The sequence below is a fragment of the Polaribacter sp. genome, from assembly GCF_024639685.1.
Lineage (GTDB): Bacteria > Bacteroidota > Bacteroidia > Flavobacteriales > Flavobacteriaceae > Polaribacter.
Genome location: NZ_JAHEHX010000018.1, coordinates 14,558 through 35,631, shown reverse-complemented (window position 1 = coordinate 35,631; position 21,074 = coordinate 14,558). Strand labels below are relative to the sequence as shown.

The following is a 21,074-nucleotide window of genomic DNA, read 5'->3' as shown; positions in this document are numbered from 1 at the left end:
TTTCAACTATTTGGATATTGGATGAATTTATCTATGCTGATTACTACATTAGGGAACATCTCGAATAACGTTCAAAAGCAAAAAAGTACCTACAATTAAACCACCACATTGTACTATACCACATCAGAAATAGTATTATGATTTGAGATTATGAAAAGAACGCCTAAACCATAGGCATATCCTCATCTTTCAGTTCAGCTATTTCTAAACCTCTTAAGCAGGTGAAGTTTATAATTCTTATATTCGAAGTATAAACCAATTTAATTAAAATGAAAAAACTACTCTTATTCTCTGCTTTATTAATCTTCGCTTGTAGTAGTGATGATGATTCTGAAGACAATCCATTACCGGCTTATACAATTGAGGGTAAATGGCTTATAGAAGGGACTGTTCCAGCTGGAAACACAATGTATCTCTATGAAGATGGGGTGCGTTATACTTACTATTGTGTAGAAGGTGATTGTAATGCATTATATAACTATTCAGAATACACTCAATACCTATTTAATATACTCTTTCACCAAGCCAAAATAGCTTGTTTTTTTGAAAAAGATCATAGTGAAAAAAAATTAGATATGCTAAGTGAAGTATTAGATATTAAAGACTGGAGGAGGATAAGTGCAAGGGCATAATTTTTTAAATTTATATAAATGGATAACAAACTACTAGCTCAACTATACAAAATAAACTTACCATTAGCCCTTAAAGAGGCCATTTACGAAGTGCTCAATGAAGATGAAGCGTATGTAGCTGATGAACTGGTTGAACTAAGTGAGGCCGTCCTTTTAGAATTGGCAGCGCTTGGGATGGCAGCTTACCTTAACCAACCCAATCAAAAGTCGGTATACAACGATTTCCTATTGCAACTTTTTACATCCAAAAGCCATGCTTACAATGCAGGTCCACTTTACCGCTGGGCAGCTAACATGATCAAGGAACTAGATACCAAAGAAGCCAAAATACTTTATCCACTTTTTTGGGAGAAAAATGGAAAAACAGAGCAGCTAAATTCCCACGTACACCACTTAGCCCTGCTAAGAAATGAGGTAATGCACGGCTTTTTCTTATTACCTCCTGAAAGAAACCATAAAGAAGCCAGTCATGTGGCTGAAGTAATTTCCCAACTGAACAAAGCAAACGTATTTTCACTATTTAAAGACGACAGCTTTCATTTTATCTCGAAACAAGATAAGCTCACTGTCTACAGCGGAAGATGGGGTATTTTAGATGAGGAGTGGCCACTGATGCAAAATGCGCATGCCTTTGGACAGCTATCACTCACCATTCGCCACCAACTTTCTGATGATTTTAGTAAAGAACAAGATGCTTGGTTAGCAAAAAACCTTACCAAACAGAAAGTAAATAGCCAAGTTGCCAAGTTTGCCAACGATAAATCTCAAGGTGCATTGGCCTATTGGCACAGACCGAATGAAAATGTAAATGAGCAAATAGCCAATCTATGTGCGCAATTAAAAAAATCAGGTACTCACGTTCCTCAGTTTTTAGCACTAGATAGGGAGGGAATTACCTTTACCTCCAACTTTTTATTAGGTAAGCTAATAAGTACACTTGCAACTGAAACCGGAACCACAAAATACAGTAGCGACAACTTTAAGGCAGTAAAAGAACTCCGAAAAAAATGCAGTAAGCAACCTGTAATTATCATTAAAGACATCCACCTATCACTATTTCAGTCGGATCATTTATTGCACTTAGTAGATTTTTTTTACGAAAACAGTATATTATTCATTGCTTTTGGCGTTCACTTCACCTGGATGGATCAGTTTTTCAACGATTCCAATGCAATCGAAAGCAAAACCTATCTACCCAAAGAAAAAGAATGGGTGCCGCTTTTGGATAACTACCTTAGGTATAAAGGACCTAATAAAGAATTTAACAATGAGCTGGAGCAGTATACATTAATTAAAAAGATCATTACTCATTTGCTAAAAGAGATTTCCAACAAAGAAATTGTTGTAGCCAGGCGGTTTGCCGATGAGCACGAATACCCCATGGAATATGTTCACGAAGCTTTTGCTTTTTTACATCCATTTTTAAACGCTGGTAGAATACCTTTTGAAGAAGATGTATTGGACGATTTATACGGTTTCCCTAAAGAAATCACCGAAGCTTCTAGAATTTATTTTTCTATAGGAAGAAGAGATGCCAAACTAGAATACCAACACCAAACTTTAGCACTATGAGTCAATTACCTAAACCATTATTCAACTACGTAAGCAGATTCAACGAGCAATACGGTTATCTGAAATTAGCGGAAATCAACAATGAGCAATTGATTGAGCTCATGACCACACAAAAAGCGGCAGTCAATAATTTATTTATGGCTGGTTTAGGAGCTTCTACGCTTATCCTAAGATTGGGTGCAGTGATTCAGCTTTCTAAAAAATTAGAAGAAGGTACACCAGAAGATGATGCACTGCTTATGAAGCAAATCGTAAATAACTTAAGAGAAAATTTACCTAGTGATACTAGCTGGAAAGTCATTTGGTCCATTACATGTCCTGAAGATAGCCCATGGAGAGCATGTATTACTCCGCCCAAAGGACAACAGTCGCTCATGGAACGATTCATCACCTTTAGAAATAAATACGTTCACGGTTATATTTCTCTAAGAGATCAAGACGTTAAGAAAATTACGGATGGTATTGTTATACTACATGAAATAGTGAACAAGACTAGTCAGCTTTTTAATGGAACCGAAATCAAAGAACAAAAAGATCAATTTTTCTTTGTCGAAAAAGAGAATAAAATACCTCTTCATCCTTTCTTACAAAAGGGTAATAAAGACGGGTTACCCTATATTTTTCAAGGTTTGTATAACAACAAAGCTACTGCAGAATTAATCAGTATCTACTATGGGGATTTGGAAAAACAAGATGGCATAACACATTATGAGCCAGTTTTTGAACCCATGCGAAAAGCTCTAAAAGGTGGGGCTGGACAGGTATTTGATCACAATAATCGAATTGCTTATTATAGTGAATGTTTTGTTGGAAGAGATAAAGAAAATAAAGCAATTTTAGAATGGGCAACTAAAGAAAATGATCAAAATATACTGCCTATTTTTTCTACTGCAGGTATGGGTAAGGGGGCATTGATTGCCAATATCATTCAAGAGCTTTCTGGAATAGAAATCAACATACCTGTATTACATCATTTTTGTGGGAGTGGTATTCAGAACAGCTTGCATGCCACACTGTATCACTTTATTATACAAGGCAAAAAACAACAGCTTTGGAAAACAGAAGATGAAGATATATTAAGAAAGTTAAATCGTTTACCAAGTAAGTATACTGATTTAATCATGCTCTTTCACCGTTTATTAGACGAGTGCTTTACACCTTCAAGAAAAAATACTACAGGAAATTTGGCTATCATGCTGGATGGGCTAGACGAGGCAGCCGTAACGTATCCACAACTGAATATTTCGGATTGGTTTTATAATTACGATGAAAATGGTGAAGTTACAAATAGCTGGGAAAGTAAATCCAATATTAAGTGGATCTTTACATACAGAGAAGGATTTTATCGATTCCCTGAAAGCAACAAAAACAAATCTATTAATATTCTTCAACCTCTATGTGGCCTTACTAAAGAATCAGTAAAAAAGGCACTTGAAAAATTTAACCCTTCAAAAGAATTTCTGAGTCAAGTAATTATTAGGGGAGCCATTCAATAAACTTATGATAGAGCCAACTTACTTAAGATATGTAAATGATAGCCTAAACAAAGGCTTGGTAAATGCTGAAAATCCAGCAGCTTTACCTGAGGGTTTCATTGGCTTGTACGAACAAGAGTTTACTCAGAAAACACCTGTTAATGAGCGTAAAAAAGTGCTAAATCAGCTAGCACTGTGGGCACTTTTCAAAGGGCCGGTTTCTACCAACCTAGCTGCTTCTGTTTTGGAATTGAAAGAGGAGCAGATGAAAGATTTAGTTGATACTTATTCTAGTTGGTTCAATAGCCCAGAAAGCGGAAAGTATCAGTTGTATCATGAACGTATTAAAGTTTTTCTATTATCAAAGACAAATGATTCTCTAATTCAAGTTAATACAGAATCTATTATTTCTTTATGCAAGCAAATTTTAAAAAACTCTTCAAATTATATAAATGAATTTGTTGAGTTTTCACTAAAATATTATTCAAGCTATCTTTTCGATTTCACCTTTTTTAATCCAAAATATTATCAAGAATTAAAATCATATTGTTTAGATACAAAATTCATTGAAATGAATTTTACCTACTTAAACTCTTTAAATTATTTTATTCAGTCTATTGAATATGGTTTAAAAATATCAGTGCAAAAAAACTATGATGATGATTTTTTACTTTTTTTAGAGCAAAAATTAAAGGTTGAAAGCCTGATTTTTGAAAAGCTAAAAAGTGCTTTCGAATACAAATTAAATGACTTTGTTAATTATTTTTTAAGTATAGGACTTAGAAAAGATGAAATATTTTTTAAAAGATATTTCTTAATAACCCTTTTAAAGTTAGTTAACTTAATTAAGGCTAATAAGATTACTCAAGGACATTTAGAGACAGTTTTTAACGGTATAAGAAAAGATGAATATAAATTATTTTTTGAAGATTTGATTCACGTTGGATCAGAGGTATTTTGGTTGAAATTACTTTCTACACTTGAGGAAAAAGGGTTTGAATGTTCCGTAATATTAGATCATTTACCTAAAGGTTTCAATGCCGAAACACCAGTCGAAAAAAACTACTTTTCAAAAAACATTCAAAATGCTTTTGATTGTTTAGGTAATTCTGATGTAATTTCATTTATAAAAGATAATTTAAAAAGTAATTCTAAATCAAAAAATTATTCCCCTTATTTTTCCTCAATTGATGACCCTATATACTTCCAAGACAAACTTATTGAACTATTTGAATTTTCAGCATCCAATGGAAAAACAAATATATTGATCAATGCAATTAAACCTACAACATCTAAAACACATCAAAGTGAGTTAACCACCCTTTTGATAAATCAGTCTTTTGATTATAATAAAAAAGATCAATTAAGAATAATTAATGATGTTTTAAATAACACTAATAAGATTAATTATTTTAAGTTGATTGATAGATTAAAAATCTTATTTGACAAATATCTCAAGTTTAAAAAAATAAATTCTATCAAGAATTTATTGAAAAGTCTGGATAGAAATTCATTTGAGTATTATTTAGAATACTGCTTTGAATACTTTATTAAAAAGAATGACACTCCGAGTTTAAATAAACTTCTAGCAATAGAAATTAACAACTTTTCCTCCATTTCAAATTTCAATGAAAATAAAATTAAACAAAAACTTAATTATCGCCTTGCAGAACATATAATTTTAAATTCAAAGTCAATATCTCAGCTTAAAGGTTTAGATGATAAATTATCCGAGGAACAAAATATAATAATTAAACTGCAAAGTGGTTTCCTCGAAAAAATTAAAACATCAAAGGAGAAAGAATACCCTAAATTAATTTTTGATTTCTTATCAAGTACTGATTTAAAGGATAATATATTAAGTTGGCAACTTAAAGATATTGATGAAAAGCTAAATCTTTCTAACGATAATTTAAAAGATCAATTATTAAACGAATTAAGATTAACAATTCATAGAATCATTAATAGTTCAGTTGATTTTGGATTAGGTTTAAAAGTATCTTCTAACTTACTTTTTTTAACGCTTGAAAATACTGTATTTGCTCCAAGATTTGAAGAACTGGTTTTTCAACTAAATGAAGTTGAGAAAAAAATTAAATCTGTTCTACAAATAATTGAAAAAAAATGGAATGATGATTGTGGTGTTTCAGAAGATGATTATGGTAGTTACAAATTAGTCCATACTCGTAATTTAGAAGCTGAATCATCAAAACTCCAACAGATTAATATTATACCAAATAAGGAAGATGTTAATTTGTTTTTGAAAAATGAAATCAAAGATTTAAAAGAGACATTACCTAAAAAATATTTATTACAATATATTGAAGAAATCAAAAGTTTATACTTCAAAAAACTAACACTTTCACAAAAAATAGGAGATTTAAAAACTCTAATAATAAAAAATGAGTTAAGCCCGATTTTTGATTCTCTTATGTTTAAGTTGAAATCTATTTTTGAAAAACAAAATAATTTGGTTTTATTATATTTTTTACCTCACCTTAATCAATTTAAAGCAATTTCTAAATTTTCAAAACAGCTTTTAAGTATATCAAATTTAGATGCAAGCATTATTAAATTTTACTCGTCAGTACCGTCAATAAAAACAATAACAGAATTGATTAGTGACCTAGGTTTTAAAAAGGAATTATATCAAGTTTATAATTCAAAAATGCTATTTAATTATAATATAATCATTCTGCAATGCTATTACAATAATAATCTTTTTAGTCCTTCTGAATTTATTAAAGATTTAAAAAAACTAAGAGAGGAAGATTTACATGAGGCATATTATTATTTGGGTTTAAATATTTATGAAAATAACCTAACCCACATACTAGTTAGTTTAATTGACAAATTATATGTTAACGATTTTGTTAGAGGGCTTATAAAAAATATTATTTCAAATGAGTTGGATTTCAATAAATACCTAAAGTTTTTATATTTCCACTTTCACTCTGACCTTAATTTATCTGATGAATTAATTGATGAGATTCTTCTTTATAACAACCTCATAAAAGGATTTGACTTTAGTCATTTGGATAATTTAAATTTAAAAATTAATAACATTTACACAAAAAATATTTTTTCAAATCATGAATAAAACTATTGTTATTAAAAAAATGAGTTCTGAACCTGGTACTCCTGTTCGTTATTATCTAGATGGATTTAATATGAATTTTTTTCTGAATAGAAGGGTTTCAGTAAAGTTTGTAGGTTTTCAATGTTTGAATTGTAAGGGTTATAAACCAATTTTTAGACAAGGAGTTTGTAAATCTTGTTTTTTTGAATTGCCCCAAACGGCAGATTGGGTTATTCGGCCAGAGCTAAGTAAAGCACATTTGAATATCGAAGACAGTAATGATAGGATTTGGAGAAAAATACAATTGCAGCCTCACATTGTGTATTTAGCTAATTCTAGCAATGTAAAGGTTGGTGTTACCAGAAATCAACAAGTACCTACAAGTTGGATAGATCAAGGAGCAGATGAGGTTATCCAAATTTTGAAAGTACCCAACAGGTATTTGGCGGGTGTAGCACAAGTTGCTATTCAAGAGCATATGAGTGACAAAACTAATTGGAGAAAAATGTTACAGGGAAACTCTAGTAAGAACATCAATATGCATAATTACTATGATTTGTGTAAAAATATTATTGAATCTAATTCAAAGCTAAATGAACTTTTAACTCCATATTTTATCGACAAATATGAAGCCTTAGCTAAATCATTAATTTTTGATTATCCAATTAATCAAAGTAGAATTAAAAAAGTAAAAAGTTTAAACATGTCAAAGAAAAAAAACTTTAATGGGATGTTAACAGGAATTAAGGGACAATATCTTGTTTTCAACAATTTAGATGTTTTAAATATTAGAACCAATGAAGGAATAATTTTAAATATCAAAACAATATAATAAAAATTATTTACTAAATTTACACATAAATAGTCGACTTTGGTATGAAGACGAACAATAAAATATTATTTCTATTCAATATACATTATCCTAAAACACCTAAAGATTTTTATTAAAAAAATATGAATATTATAAAAAAACGTTACAATAGTACTTTGACTTTTATTTTTTTAGCAATGATTTCAATTAGCTGTAACGAAATAAGTATTTATGACGAATCTGTTGTAATAAAATCTCAAACTGAGTCTAACGAAATCATTTTTAATTATAAAAACAAAAATTATCTTACTATATATAGTATTTTTGTATTATATATTTAGACATAAATCTTATACTTTTCTTCTTTATCTCCAGGAATTACTAATGAATGGTTTCACCTTTTTGATTATATAAGTCTTTATTGGGTGTTTCTCTATTCGAAATATAATATCTTCTGCTTAAACTTTATTTATTACTATTGATCAATATAAATTATCAAAGTAGTTTAAAACATTTTTCCAATCTGGAAATTTTTTATTACCAAAATGAATCCATTTTCCTAAAAATTCAGATGCGCCATTAAAAGGTCTATCATCAATTAAATAATCTCCCATTAAGAGTTGTTTATGATGACACAAAATTAATCTTTTACGAATTAGTTTCTCATCGAAGTGTTTTGCAATCCATAGTCTTTTATGTGTCCATGCGTCTGGATTGTCCCAAGGTGCAGTTGAAAGAAAAAAAACGTTAAAATTATCCTTTTTCAAAAGTTTATTTACTGATGCTATAGCATCAGTAATAGGCTCTAAATGCTCATAAATACCAGGTAATTTATCAGGTCTACCAATATAAGGTGTTATACCTCCTAATGGATGGTTTTTTTTTCCTTTTTCAAAATCTGCAATTACTCCATCTAAATCAATATAAATAATTTTGTTCATTTTATTGTGAAATATATTTTAAGAATGTTTATATTCTTCTTGCTCTAATAATATAGAATTTATATCATTTTGTCTAACAATGTCTCCATTTGATAAATGTAATTCGTATTTCTTTGTAAGTTTATTTTTTCTTATTAGATAAGGGTGTCTACAGTTTCTAAATCGATACTTAAAAGCATTAATACCTTTTTTCGCACCTTCTTTATCTAATATATTAAATACATACCTAGAGCAAGATTCGCTAAACAAACAAACCCCTTTCATTCTGTTTGGTACAATTAACCAATATACTCGGATAATAAATTTCAAAATAATTCCTAACATACCTTTAAAATATTTTTATTATATTCCAACAAAAATAAAAATATGACAAATACCTTACTTATTATAGTTATTATAACTTTTTTTGTTTTGATTTTTGCATTCAAAGATTTTTTTCAAAAAGAAAATACAATTAAAAGAAATTTCCCAATTCTTGGGAATTTTAGATTTTTGTTAATTGCTTTAGGGCCTGCTATAAGGCAGTATTTAATTGCTAGTAATAGAGAGGAACTCCCTTTTAATAGAAGTCAAAGAAACTGGATAGATTCATCTTCTAAAAAAGAAAACAATTATGAGAGTTTTGGTACAGATAAAGATTTATATCATCCTGGACATATCTTCGTTAATCCAAAAATGTTTCCTTTTAAAGTAGAGAATAACCATATTAATTCTGAAAAAAATGATCCTTACTTTATTCCATGTGCCAAAGTTATTGGTCTTAAGCATAAAAGAAAATTTCCTTTTAGACCATATTCAATAGTCAACATATCTGCTATGAGTTATGGTAGTTTATCAAAAAATGCACATTCGGCTTTAAATTTAGGTGCTGCAATGGTTGGTTGTTATCACAACACAGGAGAAGGGGGGTTAAGTCCTTATCATATGAAAGGTGCTGATGTTGTGTTTCATATTGGAACTGGATATTTTGGATGTGGAAAAGATGGTGGAGATGGAAATCGTTATTTTGACTTCGATACTTTTAAGACTCTTGTTTTAGATAAATACCCTGGTAAAGTAAAAGCTATTGAAATCAAGTTATCTCAAGGAGCAAAACCAGGAAAAGGAGGTGTTTTGCCTGCTAAAAAAAACACCAAAGAAATTGCTGCTATTAGAGGTGTGAAGCCGGGTGTTGATGTATTATCTCCTAACTACCACACTGCATTTAGTAATGTGCCTGAAATGGTTAATTTCATTGAAGATTTAGCCGAAAAATCTGGTCTTCCTGTTGGTATAAAATCTGCGGTGGGAGATTTGAAACATTGGGAAGAACTTGCCAATATTATGAAAAATGAAAACCGTGGTCCAGACTTTATAACCATTGACGGTGGTGAAGGAGGAACAGGTGCTGCTCCACCTTCTTTTGCAGATCATGTAGCATTGCCTTGGGTATTTGGTTTTTCAGAGGTATATAATATTTTCAAGAACCGTGGTTTAAGTCAAGATATTGTTTTTGGAGGATCTGGAAAGCTTGGTTTTCCGTCTGAAGTTTTAAAAGCTTTTGCTATGGGTGTAGACTTTATTAATATTGCCCGAGAGGCAATGTTATCCATTGGGTGTATTCAAGCTCAAGAATGTCACACAGGGCACTGTCCTACAGGAATTGCTACCCAAAACACCCGACTACAACGGGGGCTAGACCCATCAATAAAGGCAATTCGATTTGGAAACTATATTAACACTTTGAGAAAAGAAACTTTACAAATGACTCACGCTTGTGGCTATGAACATCCTTCGCAAATGCAAATGGCTGATGTTGATATTAGTTGTGGGGATAATAATAAAGTTATTACTTTAGAAAACGCTTATAACTATAAGAAAGAATCAGTGCATTTTGAGTCCATGCAAAAACTATATGAATGTGATTATCTAGGAGGGCTAAGACAAGCTAAAAACAAATTAAACAAAAAGAAATAAACTGATGAAAAAACTTAACAGCACAACCACTATTATACTTTCCGTTCTTTTAATTTTTACAGGAATTGGATTTGTTTATCTCGTATACGAAATATGGACCATTTTTGGATTTTGGAGACTGACCTTAACCGGTGTGATTGAAGTATTGGCAAGCATTATCTTTCTTCATCTTTTGGGCTCTGCAAAAAATGAATCTAATGAGGTGGTGATTTATAATCCAAAAGAATGGCCCAAATTGTTGGGAATAGTGGTATTTATTGGAGTTGCCTATTACCTTTACGATTATATTGAAAAAAAAGAAGACTTGTCTGAATTGGAATACTATTATGGGTTGAGCTATTTGATTATTTTGAGTTTGGTCCCGACCCTAATTTTCTTGTACAAACTAATTAGAGATAGTAGAGATTATGTAAAAATAAATAATGGTGTATTGTCCTATAAAGACAACAGAGTAAGTGAAGAGTTTAATCTTTCTGATATTGAGTCTTGCGAGTCAGAAAATAATGGAGTGCTCCTGAATTTAAAAGACAAAACAACGCACTTCATTCCACTTAAAAGAATGAATTTTAATGTCAGAGATCGATTGAACTTAATCTCTGAATTAGACGACATAATAAAACAAAAGAAAAAATAAAAATAATGGAAACAAAAAACTTTAAGCAACTTCTACAACCTGCAGCTAAATTTGCTGGTATTTTGGGGACAGTCGGAGGCTTTGTCGGAGATGTATTATCACCACTTGGGCCAATACTAACCTATTTACTGTACTTTTCAATATTAGTACTCATAGTTTCTATTGTTTTATTGATTTTATTACCAAAATCAAAAAAGGAACTTTTAAAATCAGTATCATTAACATCGCTATTTTTCGCTATCATTTTCGGAGTTTTTGGTCAGCTTAATAAAGATACGGACAATGGTTTTATGGGTGATAATTTAGAGTTTGTTTCTAATCTACAAAACAGTTTAAGTATTATTGATGAAAAATTAGACAATATTAGTGATCAAATTGAAGTAGTAGATGATAAAATTACTAATATAGATGAAAAGCTTGATACAGAATTTGATAACCTATCAGAGCTTATTAAGACTTCTAACCCTATTAAAAACCCGAAAACCCCAAAAGATTATTTGGTAAATGCTTATCTTTTTAGAAACGGTGGCGATTTAAACAAATCAGAGGATTCTTTTAATAAATATTTTGAAATTGTTAAAACTTATAAAATAGATGTTCTTTCAGACTTTATTGAAGTAATGAGAAATAATAAAGGAAAGAATTTTGTTAAAAATTATTTTGAAACTAGGCAAGATATAAATGATGAAGTATTTTTGCTTTTTAAAACAATTTTAAAGTCCAACAAAGAAGACTTAATTACTAATATTAAAAAGCTAAACATTAATACTAGTATTATAGATTTTGGAATTTTATATGTAACTAATAATTCAGGATTTTGGACCGATCTAGTTTCTTATGGATCACAGATTAATGATGCCAATCTATATATTAGAACTGCTATTAAATTAAGTGAAAATGATGTTAGATTTCGATCTGCAGGAATAAACGAATTAAATTATTTAGTAGTTAATAAGGAAAACTTTAATAAACTAATATATAACCAAGCTAATCCATATGAAAGAAAGACTTTAATCCAGTTCTATTTTTCTACAATGCAAATTACACTATCAGCCATATACAATAATGACCCGAGAGTAGAGACTGAAAAAGCCGCATTTCTTCAACAATTCGCTGCATCTAAAGATCGGGTAAAATTACCTGAAGGGTATTCTGTTGAAAAGTATCAAACTTATTACATTGAAAAGTTTGGAGAAAAATTCTATTATAACCAGTCAATTCCTTCTGATAGTGGTTTAGCAGTTTGGGAAGTTTTTGTTCAGAGTAGAAAATTTTATAATAATTTGTAAAGTATATTAGTAAAATGAACGGTTCTTTAAAATACACCACAGCGCAAAAAATAACACTAAAAAAATGTTTCTATGCACTATTAGCATTATTGGGGTTTACTTTTGTAATGTTGTGTTTAATTTGGTATGCTGTAACAGGAGATGATATAACTATATACAATTCTACACCTTTTTTTCATCCTTTTAAAATTTTATGTGCATTTTCATTTGTTTTATTTCTTTGTGGTTTCGGATTTGGTGGTATTATAGACATTTACAAGAAAAATCAAACAACAATATTGATAAAACATTTCAATTTAAAATATTTAATTCAATTTTTAATTCTAGTCTTTGCCTTAGCATTATTTTTTTACAGCGAAACACTAATCCCTCAATTGGAAATTTCTCAACAAGAGACTGAAGAAGGCTGGTTTTTGAATACTCTTGAAATAGTTTTAACCATAACCTTAACTTTCTGTTTTATTGGGGTTATATTCACAGTATATATGTATATAAAGGATTTAATTAATAATAGAAAAGACTATATTAAGATCGATGAAGACAAAATTGAATTTTTTAACTCTATGTGTTTTACTAATGAAAACTCATCAAATGAAATTGATGAGTTCAATTCCATAAAAAACGAAAACGTAAAAAAGGTAGAACTTCAATTTGAAATTGGTAAGTCTTTAAAGTCTTTGGAGTCCATAAAATTTATTTTAAAAAATAAAAAAGAAGTGGTGATGGATTTGGAGGAAATGAGCCTAAGCTCCTATGACAACGTTATCCAAAATGAAATTAAATCAAGATTTAAGGGTGTGATTATCGAAACCTCCAACTTGGATAAAAAAAAATAAATTAAATAAAAAGAAATAATCATATCAAAGAAACTTAACAGTTCAACGATTATTCTTTACAAATAAAGATTATATCTTCTATTAAGCAGTTCTGTCTGTTAGTAAATCGGGTTAATATACTCGTAATTTATCTGAGTTGTTGCTATAATAGAAGTGCCCTCAACTGGTTCTAGAGACTCTGCCAATGGTATACCATTTAAAAAATTGCAAGTTCCATAAACAGAATTTCTGTAAAATAATACTTCTCCGACCAAAAATGCTCTTGGTGTAAAAAAATGGTTGTATTTATTAACTTCTTTTATAATTTTGAATTTTTCAGGAAATTTTTTGTAGATAATAATTTTTATATCCTCTATTTCAATCCATACTTTAAAATAAACTCTTAAAAGAAAAATGATAATATCTTTATCTTCATTTGAAACTATAATCTTTTCATTAATTAAAAAGGAAAGATCCTTAAAGTATTTTTGATAGATTATCTGCAGTGTTATTAATTTAATTCTACGCTTATATTTTCTATTATAATTTAAATCTTTACCTTCTTCTAATAATTTTTTGTAAGAGTAAATTAATGGGTGCTGTGTATTCAAAAAAATAAATATTTTAAAATAAATCTGGCAATTTAGGGTAAGGAATTATAGATTCCATAATACTAGCTAAAGGTGATGCTGTTAGTAATGTTAAAGTTATAATTATTGCTGCTAAAAATAAACCAATTTTCCAATTTCCAGCATTAATTTCATCTATCTCCTTTATACTTTTGGTACTAATTGAAACGATTGAAATAGCAGAACCTATTACTAATAACCAGACAATAAAGGCTACACCTAGAAATATCAAAGTGTACTTAATAGACTGCCATACTACGTCTTCTGATTGTTCTAAAATTCTGTAAATTTCATATAATGGATCATGCAAACTTGAAAATAAAATACCCATGCAAAGAATAGAGGCACTAAATAAAACAACAATAGCTGGGTTATTTAAAGCTTCACCTATATCTAAACCCCGTTTAAAAATTTGGATAATTAGTTTTATAGCAATAAAGCTGAATATAATTCCAACAGTTAATAGTATAACGAGTAATAAAAGATTTTTTAATAATAATTGATCCATAAAGTTTAGTTTAATTTAAAGCTACTTTCCAATATCTTGTATTAGAACAATTTGGTGGTAATTGTCCAATTTTCCAACCTTTAGAAGTAGTTTCAAAAGTTAAATATTTTTTTCCATTTTTTGTTACATATTTTCCTCTACCCGGAATATTAATACCTAAAATAGCATGTCCATATTGTTCGCTAACTAAAACTGCCACATCTAATCCTCGCTCTTTCAATATGCTGTATAGAAACAATGCTCTAGTGTCACAATCCCCTTTAAAATTGGCCATAAACTCAGAGGGCATAGAAAGGCCATATTTAGTATTAGGTTTACAAGGTTCATTTTGTTGATGATATTGTTTAGAGAAATCGCTCAGATAGGCTGATTGTTGACAACTACCTTCATGAACTAAATAATAAGGAATTGCTTGAATAGACGTTAAAATCGCGTTTAATTGATCTATAGAAGTCATAGTCTTAACTTCATTATATGGTTTTAATTTAATAAACATTTTTCTAATAGAATCCATTTTTGTTTTTTCAAAATCAGATGCTTTCTTATATAAATTACTCCAAAAATAATAATCTTCTCTAATACTAAGATTATTTAAAAACTGATTAGATTCTCTGTATTGTTTTAAGCTAGAAATAAATTTTTCATCAAACTTATTTCCTTTAAAATCTACCCATCTATGTTGATTTATAAAAAGTTTATCAGCATTTTGTAGTGAATCTTTTTCAACTTCTATAAATTCTGTTTCATTCTTATCATCTCTCTCATAGTCATAATCATCATTATTTTTATATTTCAATATATTACTAATAATCCCAAATAGGGCTAAAATTGTAATAATATTTATTAAGAATCGCAGTATTATACCAATAAAACTTACTCTAAATATTTTATTAAAAAAAGAAAAATAAAGAGTAAATACAAAAAGCACAAGAAAAACAATAAATATACCGTTGATTTCACCCACTAATAAATACATCAATGTTGGAATCAATATTAATGCAGCCAAAAATTTTAATATATTAAAAAACGAACTTCCAATTGATCTCAATGGATCTTTTTTCATTATTGTTTTTTGAAAATATTTTTGTTTTTGGTTATTAAATTTAGATTTGAATTTAACTCCATTACTTCTAGCATTTGAGCTAAAAAAATCTTTATTAACTTTAAAAATTTGATTTAAATGCTCTCTTTTATTTTTATACAAACGATTCCCATAAAACCCATAATTTGATTGCCTATTACTTTCAACAGATGAAGGTTTAAAATTTGAAAAACATCCTGATTTTTGATTTGTTTCTTCAATAATTTTAGAGTCAACAATTTTATTATTTGTTGTTTTAGCATCAATAATATTTTTAGATATTTCTTTTTTAGTAGTTTTTTTGGTTATTGTTTTTTGAATAGTATTATAACCAATTATAGCAAACAATACCGCCTCATATTTTGTGTATTGGTGACCGTTAACATCTGTTATTGATTCTTTAATTTTGAATTTATTTAGAACACATTCTTTAAATTTAATTTTATATTGCTCTTCCCCGGTTTTCAATAAAACTTCTTGTTCTTCTAACCACACATACTTACCGGTTTTAAAAAGAGATAGTGGTTTGTCTTTAATTTCTTTAGTTTTAAAACTATGAAGTATTATATTTTCAAACTTAGGTGTATAAGATGATATGTTATTTCCTATGATTTTACTTGATTCATTTTTGAACCAACCAGAAACATTACCATATATTAACTTTTCAACTTTCATTAGTTAATTTTAATATCTAAAATAAAATGAGCAACATCATCTTTAAGGTTCTTTTCTAAACTTTTCCTGGAGTATACCTGTTTGAAAAACTGCTCATTTAGGCACCTATTATTTAAGGAATTACTAATCTCACCTTTGTAATGTTTAATATTATTATTTTCAATATATCTTATAATATATTGATCTTTTAGATTACAATTTTCTCTTTTGTCTGAATTCAAAACATAAAGTGAATACGTTCCAGGTTTTAAAGAAGTATTTTTTTCTAGGAATAAATGCTCGTAGGCAGTTTTTTTGGAGTTCTCTAAAGAAATACCCTTACTGTAATTTCTAAGAGAATCTAGTTTAGAGTCATTCATTGAAATATCCATGGTTCCATAACCTGTATCAGTATTATTTTTCCATAATAATTCTCCATCAGGCCCAACCATAATTAAATCCAAATCATTCCTTGAAAACCACAATAAACTAATATCAATAAATTCCGATTGCTTTAAATTTAAAGAATCTAAATAAGTAATTGGTGTTCTTTTTGATGATATCAAACTATCTTGTTTTATTGCTTTACTTTCATCATTCCATAACGTATTTACATTTTCTATACAGTTTTGACAATTACCAGTAATATTATTAATCCAGTTAAAATCGTTATTGAAAATTGACAATAGAACTCCTATAAATATTAAAATTCCAAGTAATGACATTAGACTCCAACACCCAGAAAGCAAAGGGTTCCTCATACAACCTGTTTGTCTGTTAAATGGTGATCTTTGGGCGAATTTTGAATTATATCCTTGGTTAATATTAGTTTCATCTTCTAAGTTGTTTTTAGAAAAATCTTTTACTTTTTCTTGTTTTATTAATTTTAGATATATTTCATTCGATTTCCCATCTTCTGAAATTGCAAAATAATGGACTAACTTATACTTCCCATTAATACTTGAATCTGGTATAAAATTTAGATTTAATACTTTATCTTCTCCAGATTCCTCTAAAGATTTTTCAGCCAAAGTTGAATATTCATTAGCTGAAATACTAACAACATTATTTATTACATGAATTCCGCTACTTACAATTATATCGTCCCATGAATTTATATCTTCAATATTTACCTCTGCGTATTTATAATTCATCTTTTCTACTTTTCATAAACACAATCTAGTTCATTTATATAAAAATATATTTCTCCAATACGTTTGTTTTCCTCTTTTCCAGCAAAGAGATAAATTTCATTTTTTTCGAAGAACTCCTGTTCACCAAAACAATTTTTACTAACATAAAAGGACGTAGTGCAAGGTGAGCCGAAAGTTCCATTTGACACCGCTTCTACTCGAAGAGTATTAATATTTTTTGGAATAACATCTGTAAGTTCAAATTGTTTAATATTGTTTTGGAGTCTCAAGTTACTAGCAATAGGTTCATCATTAAAATATAAGTTTACTGTATCTCCATCTTCGTCTTCAAAATCACCAACAAATAAAAATACTCGATCGGTACTTCCCATATCAATAATTTCTGATTCCTTAATAGGGTTTATAATTTTTTCTTTATTAACCATTAAGGAATCTGGAGCTATAATATTTGTTTGATCTGTTTCTTTAATTTCTTCAGTTTTAGGAATACTTACAACAGACCCTCCTAAATTACAAATTAAGTAAGCTAAAATCATAAAAAGACTTAGTAATCCAAATAAATTAAATAGTGCTCTTAATATAGGAGAGTTAAAGCAAGGTCTTGCCAATCCAGAACTAAAACAACTATTTCCAAAACACCCGAAACATCCAGAATTAAAACATCCAAACCCAAAACATCCAGAATAACAAGGCATTGGTGATCCAGTAATTTGTGGCCCAGAAAAGTAACCTATAGAGTTCGAATAACAACCTTTTTTGCTTGGATATAAGGTGTTTCTAAAACAAGGCTTGGTCATTAAACCGTGCTGCTTGCCATAACTTGAGTCAAAGCAAGGTTTATTACCTGAAAGAATACCTTTGTTGAAACAATTCTTTTGTTTATTTCTATTATTAAAACATGTCTTTTCTTCTAAAGTAGTAATTTCACTTTTTGTGACTTTATTAATTGTTGTTTTTAATTCTTTTTTATTTTTTTTAGTTGTTGTTTTAATTGGTTTCCAAACCTTTCTATATATCAAACACTCTCCTTTTAAAAATCCATAAATATATAATGGATTTTTTTCATCTAAACTTACATTTTCAAAAACAGGATTAAGGATAGTTAGTATTTTATATTCTTTATTTTGAGGGTTTGGAAATACTCTTTTTTTTGTAGGATATTTTGTTTCTACATTTACTGTGTTTTCAACAATAATTTTTGGTCTATTAACTAAGTCATTAAATTCTTTTATTTCATAAACAACCTCTGTTTCTGAAATATTAAATTTTTTTTCACCTGTTAATTCAATATCATGATAATCAGATTTTTGACTAAATGTGTCAAAATTACCTGAAGTCGAGTTTTTTTTAGCTTTAAATGCTGAAGAAAAAATCCCTGATGTGACATGTATTTTATAACTCATTTTTTCTAAGCTTTGTTATAAAATCATCTTTACCCAAAACAACTTCAGGCTTAATTTTATTTTCAGTGGAATTTTCATCAATCGGAAACTGTATTTTATAATCATAATTGAATTTTGATTTTACAATTTCGATTGTGCTTTTAATTATTGGGGTAGAGGTGAGAATAATTGCATTTTTATGAAGATGGTTATCTATTTTATGATAAGTTGATTTTGAGCTTACAAATCTCTTCCAAAATAAAAACATGAATGTTCCAAAAATTAATAAAATTAATACTGCATATTTTAAAAATGAATCTTTGTTGGAAAGATATATTAATGATTTTAGAAAAAATGGATTTTTGTGAATATCCTGTTCATATTTTTTTAGTTTTTTATTAGAATTTTCTAAAAACTGTAGTTCTAAAACTTCTATTTCTTTTTTTAACAGTTCTTTTTTTTCAACAAGAGGTTTCTTTAGACTTAGATAGCTTAAGCTATCTAATTTTGAATTTGAGTTTTTAATTTTTTCTTGAAGTTTATTAATTTCTTTTGAAATGTAAAAATATTCTCTACTTTCAATTTTCTTGTCAATTTCAACTTGTTCTTTTAAATTTTCTTTGTAGTCTAATATCAAAGTTTTTTTGAATAATTCAATATCTTGAGAAACTATCTTTTGATTTAGTAAGGTGTAAGACAACCCAATAAATAATCCAAGAGTTAAGAATAAAAAAATACAGCGTATAAATAAGGTTAAAGTCTTAGAGAAATAGTAAGAAAACCTATTATTCTTACCATTACTTAAAAAGCTGTTATGAGATCTCCATGAAATTAAAGCAAATGAAAACACATTATAAAAGGGTAAGAATGCAATAATGCTAATTAGAAAAATAAAAATATATTGTAACTCATACAAAATAGCTTCTATGGACTTCATTAATGTGAAAAAGAAAATACCTAGGTAAGTGATAGTGAATATTGAAAAAAATATTGCCCAATTATTTTCTTTTTCTTGTTTTAAAACATAAGGGTCTATTCCCAATATATATTTAAGTATAAAGAAATTAAATTTTTGCATGTATTAAGATATGTAATCTTCAGGGTTATTTTTAATATTTTTTATTTCTGAAGTCTTGTAACTTTCAATAATTGAATTATTTATTTCAGTTTGTCCAGCAACTCTAGTTTTGGCTATATCTTCTTCTGCTTTAACTTCTAAAAAATTTATTTTTTTTATTTTTTTACCATTTTTACCATCTGGATAGAAATCGTATTCAATAACTATTCCATTAAAAGCTTTAATCTTATTTTTTAGGTTTTCTTCCATATAATCGTATGGACCTTTATTCATCATCATTTTAAAAAACAAGGGACCAGTTTCAATTGAAAGTAATAGAGCCATTAGAAAATAACCTATTATACCTGCTACCTCATCCCCAATTTTTATTCTTTGAAGTAAGCCGTCAAGGCCTTTTGCCAGTTTTTTATTATTAATTCGTTCAGTTTTCTGTTCACCATCAAGTTCTGTGATTTGGAGTTTTATACCTTTTATTTCATCCCCTAATTCTTTTTGCAAAACCGCATAATTTAGTTTCAGATTTTCGAGTTCAGAAGTTCTTTTTGCTAAAGTTTGTTCAATTTTTTTTGCTGCTGGTCCATATCCACCTCTTCCACTCCCTTTTCTACCTTTAACTCTTCCTTGAATTTCGTATTGAAGTTCTTCTTCAAGATTTAAAATTTCCAATCTTCTTTCTTCTAAGGTCTTATTCAAATCATTTCTTTTTTCTCTTAAAGGCATTCTTTTTTCATCAAGCTCTTTTTTTAATTTATCAAACTTAGCTGTTGTTTTTTCATCTAATTCTGCCTGATAATCTCTTTGTTTCTGTTCAAGTTCAGCATTTATTTCTGATTCAAATATTTTAAGTTCCAAAGGTTTTGATATTGTTATACCAAGAATTATAGCAATTAATAATCTAGGAAATGCACGGCCCAATTCTCCCCTTGTAATTTTATCTGTTCCGTCTCCTTTACCCGTAGATGAAATTATAAATCTGTCAATGTTGAATATCATTAAACCCCAAAAAATAGCAAATATTACAACTGCGATAGAGGAGATATCAATACTTTCAAGAATTGAAAACATTCCATCTTCTCCTGTATTAATTTTATCTACAGCCATTTCTTTTGTAGCAAAAATTGTGCTAAATGCAAATCCACCAGAAACAGCTGCTAAAATACCTGTAACAAGAACAATTGCACCAATCCCAGCATACTTTACCCGATCATAATTTGTTGCTTTAATAAGAATTTTTTTATCAGCACCGCAACACCACCAAAGAAATTTGGTAAATAATGAGACTTTAGTATCTTTTAAATAGTCATTTAAATCTAAATTATAGTTTTGTATTTCAGTTTCTTTTGGCTCACCTTGAATTTGATTAGTATTCAGTTCTTTTTCCATG

18 protein-coding genes are annotated in these 21,074 nt (G+C 28.7%); 9 read left to right on the top strand and 9 right to left on the bottom strand.

The features are described from left to right. Positions 1-269: 269 nt before the first annotated feature. The 5 genes from Q0L44_RS05215 to Q0L44_RS05195 are packed head-to-tail and all read left to right on the top strand — an operon-like array spanning position 270 to position 7,590. Positions 270-632, top strand: coding sequence for a hypothetical protein (locus tag Q0L44_RS05215; RefSeq protein WP_296636225.1), 363 nt, complete (start codon positions 270-272; stop codon positions 630-632). A gap of 18 nt (positions 633-650) precedes the next feature. Further along, complete coding sequence (locus Q0L44_RS05210; RefSeq protein ID WP_296636222.1) at positions 651-2,204, top strand: hypothetical protein; 1,554 nt, start codon at positions 651-653, stop codon at positions 2,202-2,204. Next, positions 2,201-3,700: a hypothetical protein gene (locus Q0L44_RS05205; protein ID WP_296636220.1), complete on the top strand. Its 1,500-nt coding sequence runs from the start codon at positions 2,201-2,203 to the stop codon at positions 3,698-3,700. Before Q0L44_RS05210 ends, Q0L44_RS05205 begins: the two co-directional genes overlap by 4 nt. Positions 3,701-3,704: 4 nt before the next feature. After that, entirely contained in the window at positions 3,705-6,779 is a 3,075-nt protein-coding gene (locus tag Q0L44_RS05200; RefSeq protein WP_296636218.1) for a hypothetical protein, read from the top strand. Beyond that, on the top strand, positions 6,772-7,590 hold the full coding sequence (locus Q0L44_RS05195; RefSeq protein WP_296636215.1) for a DUF2797 domain-containing protein: 819 nt from the start codon (positions 6,772-6,774) through the stop codon (positions 7,588-7,590). The genes Q0L44_RS05200 and Q0L44_RS05195 overlap by 8 nt, the downstream gene beginning before the upstream one ends. A gap of 461 nt (positions 7,591-8,051) precedes the next feature. Here the strand turns inward: Q0L44_RS05195 and Q0L44_RS05190 are convergent, their stop codons facing one another. Next, positions 8,052-8,510 (bottom strand): hypothetical protein, encoded by a 459-nt coding sequence (locus tag Q0L44_RS05190; protein WP_296636213.1) that lies wholly within the window; start codon positions 8,508-8,510, stop codon positions 8,052-8,054. Positions 8,511-8,528: 18 nt separating this feature from the next. Beyond that, positions 8,529-8,834 (bottom strand): membrane protein insertion efficiency factor YidD, encoded by a 306-nt coding sequence (gene yidD / locus Q0L44_RS05185; RefSeq protein ID WP_296636210.1) that lies wholly within the window; start codon positions 8,832-8,834, stop codon positions 8,529-8,531. A 42-nt stretch (positions 8,835-8,876) separates the two neighbouring features. Between yidD and Q0L44_RS05180 the strand changes: the two genes are divergently transcribed. From Q0L44_RS05180 to Q0L44_RS05165, 4 genes are read left to right on the top strand one after another with little or no spacing between them, the layout of a single operon-like run. After that, positions 8,877-10,466, top strand: a complete 1,590-nt coding sequence (locus Q0L44_RS05180) for an FMN-binding glutamate synthase family protein (RefSeq protein ID WP_296636207.1) — start codon at positions 8,877-8,879, stop codon at positions 10,464-10,466. A gap of 4 nt (positions 10,467-10,470) precedes the next feature. Continuing rightward, positions 10,471-11,100, top strand: a complete 630-nt coding sequence (locus Q0L44_RS05175; RefSeq protein WP_296636205.1) for a hypothetical protein — start codon at positions 10,471-10,473, stop codon at positions 11,098-11,100. Between the two features lie 5 nt (positions 11,101-11,105). After that, a complete protein-coding gene (locus Q0L44_RS05170) occupies positions 11,106-12,389 on the top strand; it encodes a hypothetical protein (RefSeq protein WP_296636202.1) in 1,284 nt (427 codons plus the stop codon). 14 nt (positions 12,390-12,403) lie between these two features. After that, positions 12,404-13,225 carry a hypothetical protein gene (locus Q0L44_RS05165; RefSeq protein WP_296636199.1) on the top strand — a complete coding sequence of 274 codons (822 nt, stop codon included), beginning with the start codon at positions 12,404-12,406 and terminating at the stop codon, positions 13,223-13,225. A gap of 98 nt (positions 13,226-13,323) precedes the next feature. Here Q0L44_RS05165 and Q0L44_RS05160 read toward each other — a convergent pair whose 3' ends face one another. From Q0L44_RS05160 to Q0L44_RS05130, 7 genes are read right to left on the bottom strand one after another with little or no spacing between them, the layout of a single operon-like run. After that, entirely contained in the window at positions 13,324-13,815 is a 492-nt protein-coding gene (locus Q0L44_RS05160) for a hypothetical protein (RefSeq protein ID WP_296636197.1), read from the bottom strand. Positions 13,816-13,828: 13 nt separating this feature from the next. Then, a complete protein-coding gene (locus tag Q0L44_RS05155; RefSeq protein ID WP_296636194.1) occupies positions 13,829-14,341 on the bottom strand; it encodes a hypothetical protein in 513 nt (170 codons plus the stop codon). A 10-nt stretch (positions 14,342-14,351) separates the two neighbouring features. Continuing rightward, a complete protein-coding gene (locus Q0L44_RS05150; RefSeq protein ID WP_296636191.1) occupies positions 14,352-16,097 on the bottom strand; it encodes an ABC transporter permease in 1,746 nt (581 codons plus the stop codon). After that, positions 16,097-17,230 (bottom strand): hypothetical protein, encoded by a 1,134-nt coding sequence (locus Q0L44_RS05145; RefSeq protein ID WP_296636188.1) that lies wholly within the window; start codon positions 17,228-17,230, stop codon positions 16,097-16,099. Before Q0L44_RS05145 ends, Q0L44_RS05150 begins: the two co-directional genes overlap by 1 nt. A gap of 5 nt (positions 17,231-17,235) precedes the next feature. Next, on the bottom strand, positions 17,236-18,633 hold the full coding sequence (locus Q0L44_RS05140) for a heterocycloanthracin/sonorensin family bacteriocin (RefSeq protein WP_296636186.1): 1,398 nt from the start codon (positions 18,631-18,633) through the stop codon (positions 17,236-17,238). After that, positions 18,623-19,690, bottom strand: a complete 1,068-nt coding sequence (locus Q0L44_RS05135) for a hypothetical protein (RefSeq protein ID WP_296636184.1) — start codon at positions 19,688-19,690, stop codon at positions 18,623-18,625. The genes Q0L44_RS05140 and Q0L44_RS05135 overlap by 11 nt, the downstream gene beginning before the upstream one ends. 3 nt (positions 19,691-19,693) lie before the next feature. Next, positions 19,694-21,073 (bottom strand): DUF4407 domain-containing protein, encoded by a 1,380-nt coding sequence (locus tag Q0L44_RS05130; RefSeq protein WP_296636179.1) that lies wholly within the window; start codon positions 21,071-21,073, stop codon positions 19,694-19,696. Between the last annotated feature and the right edge of the window lies 1 nt (position 21,074).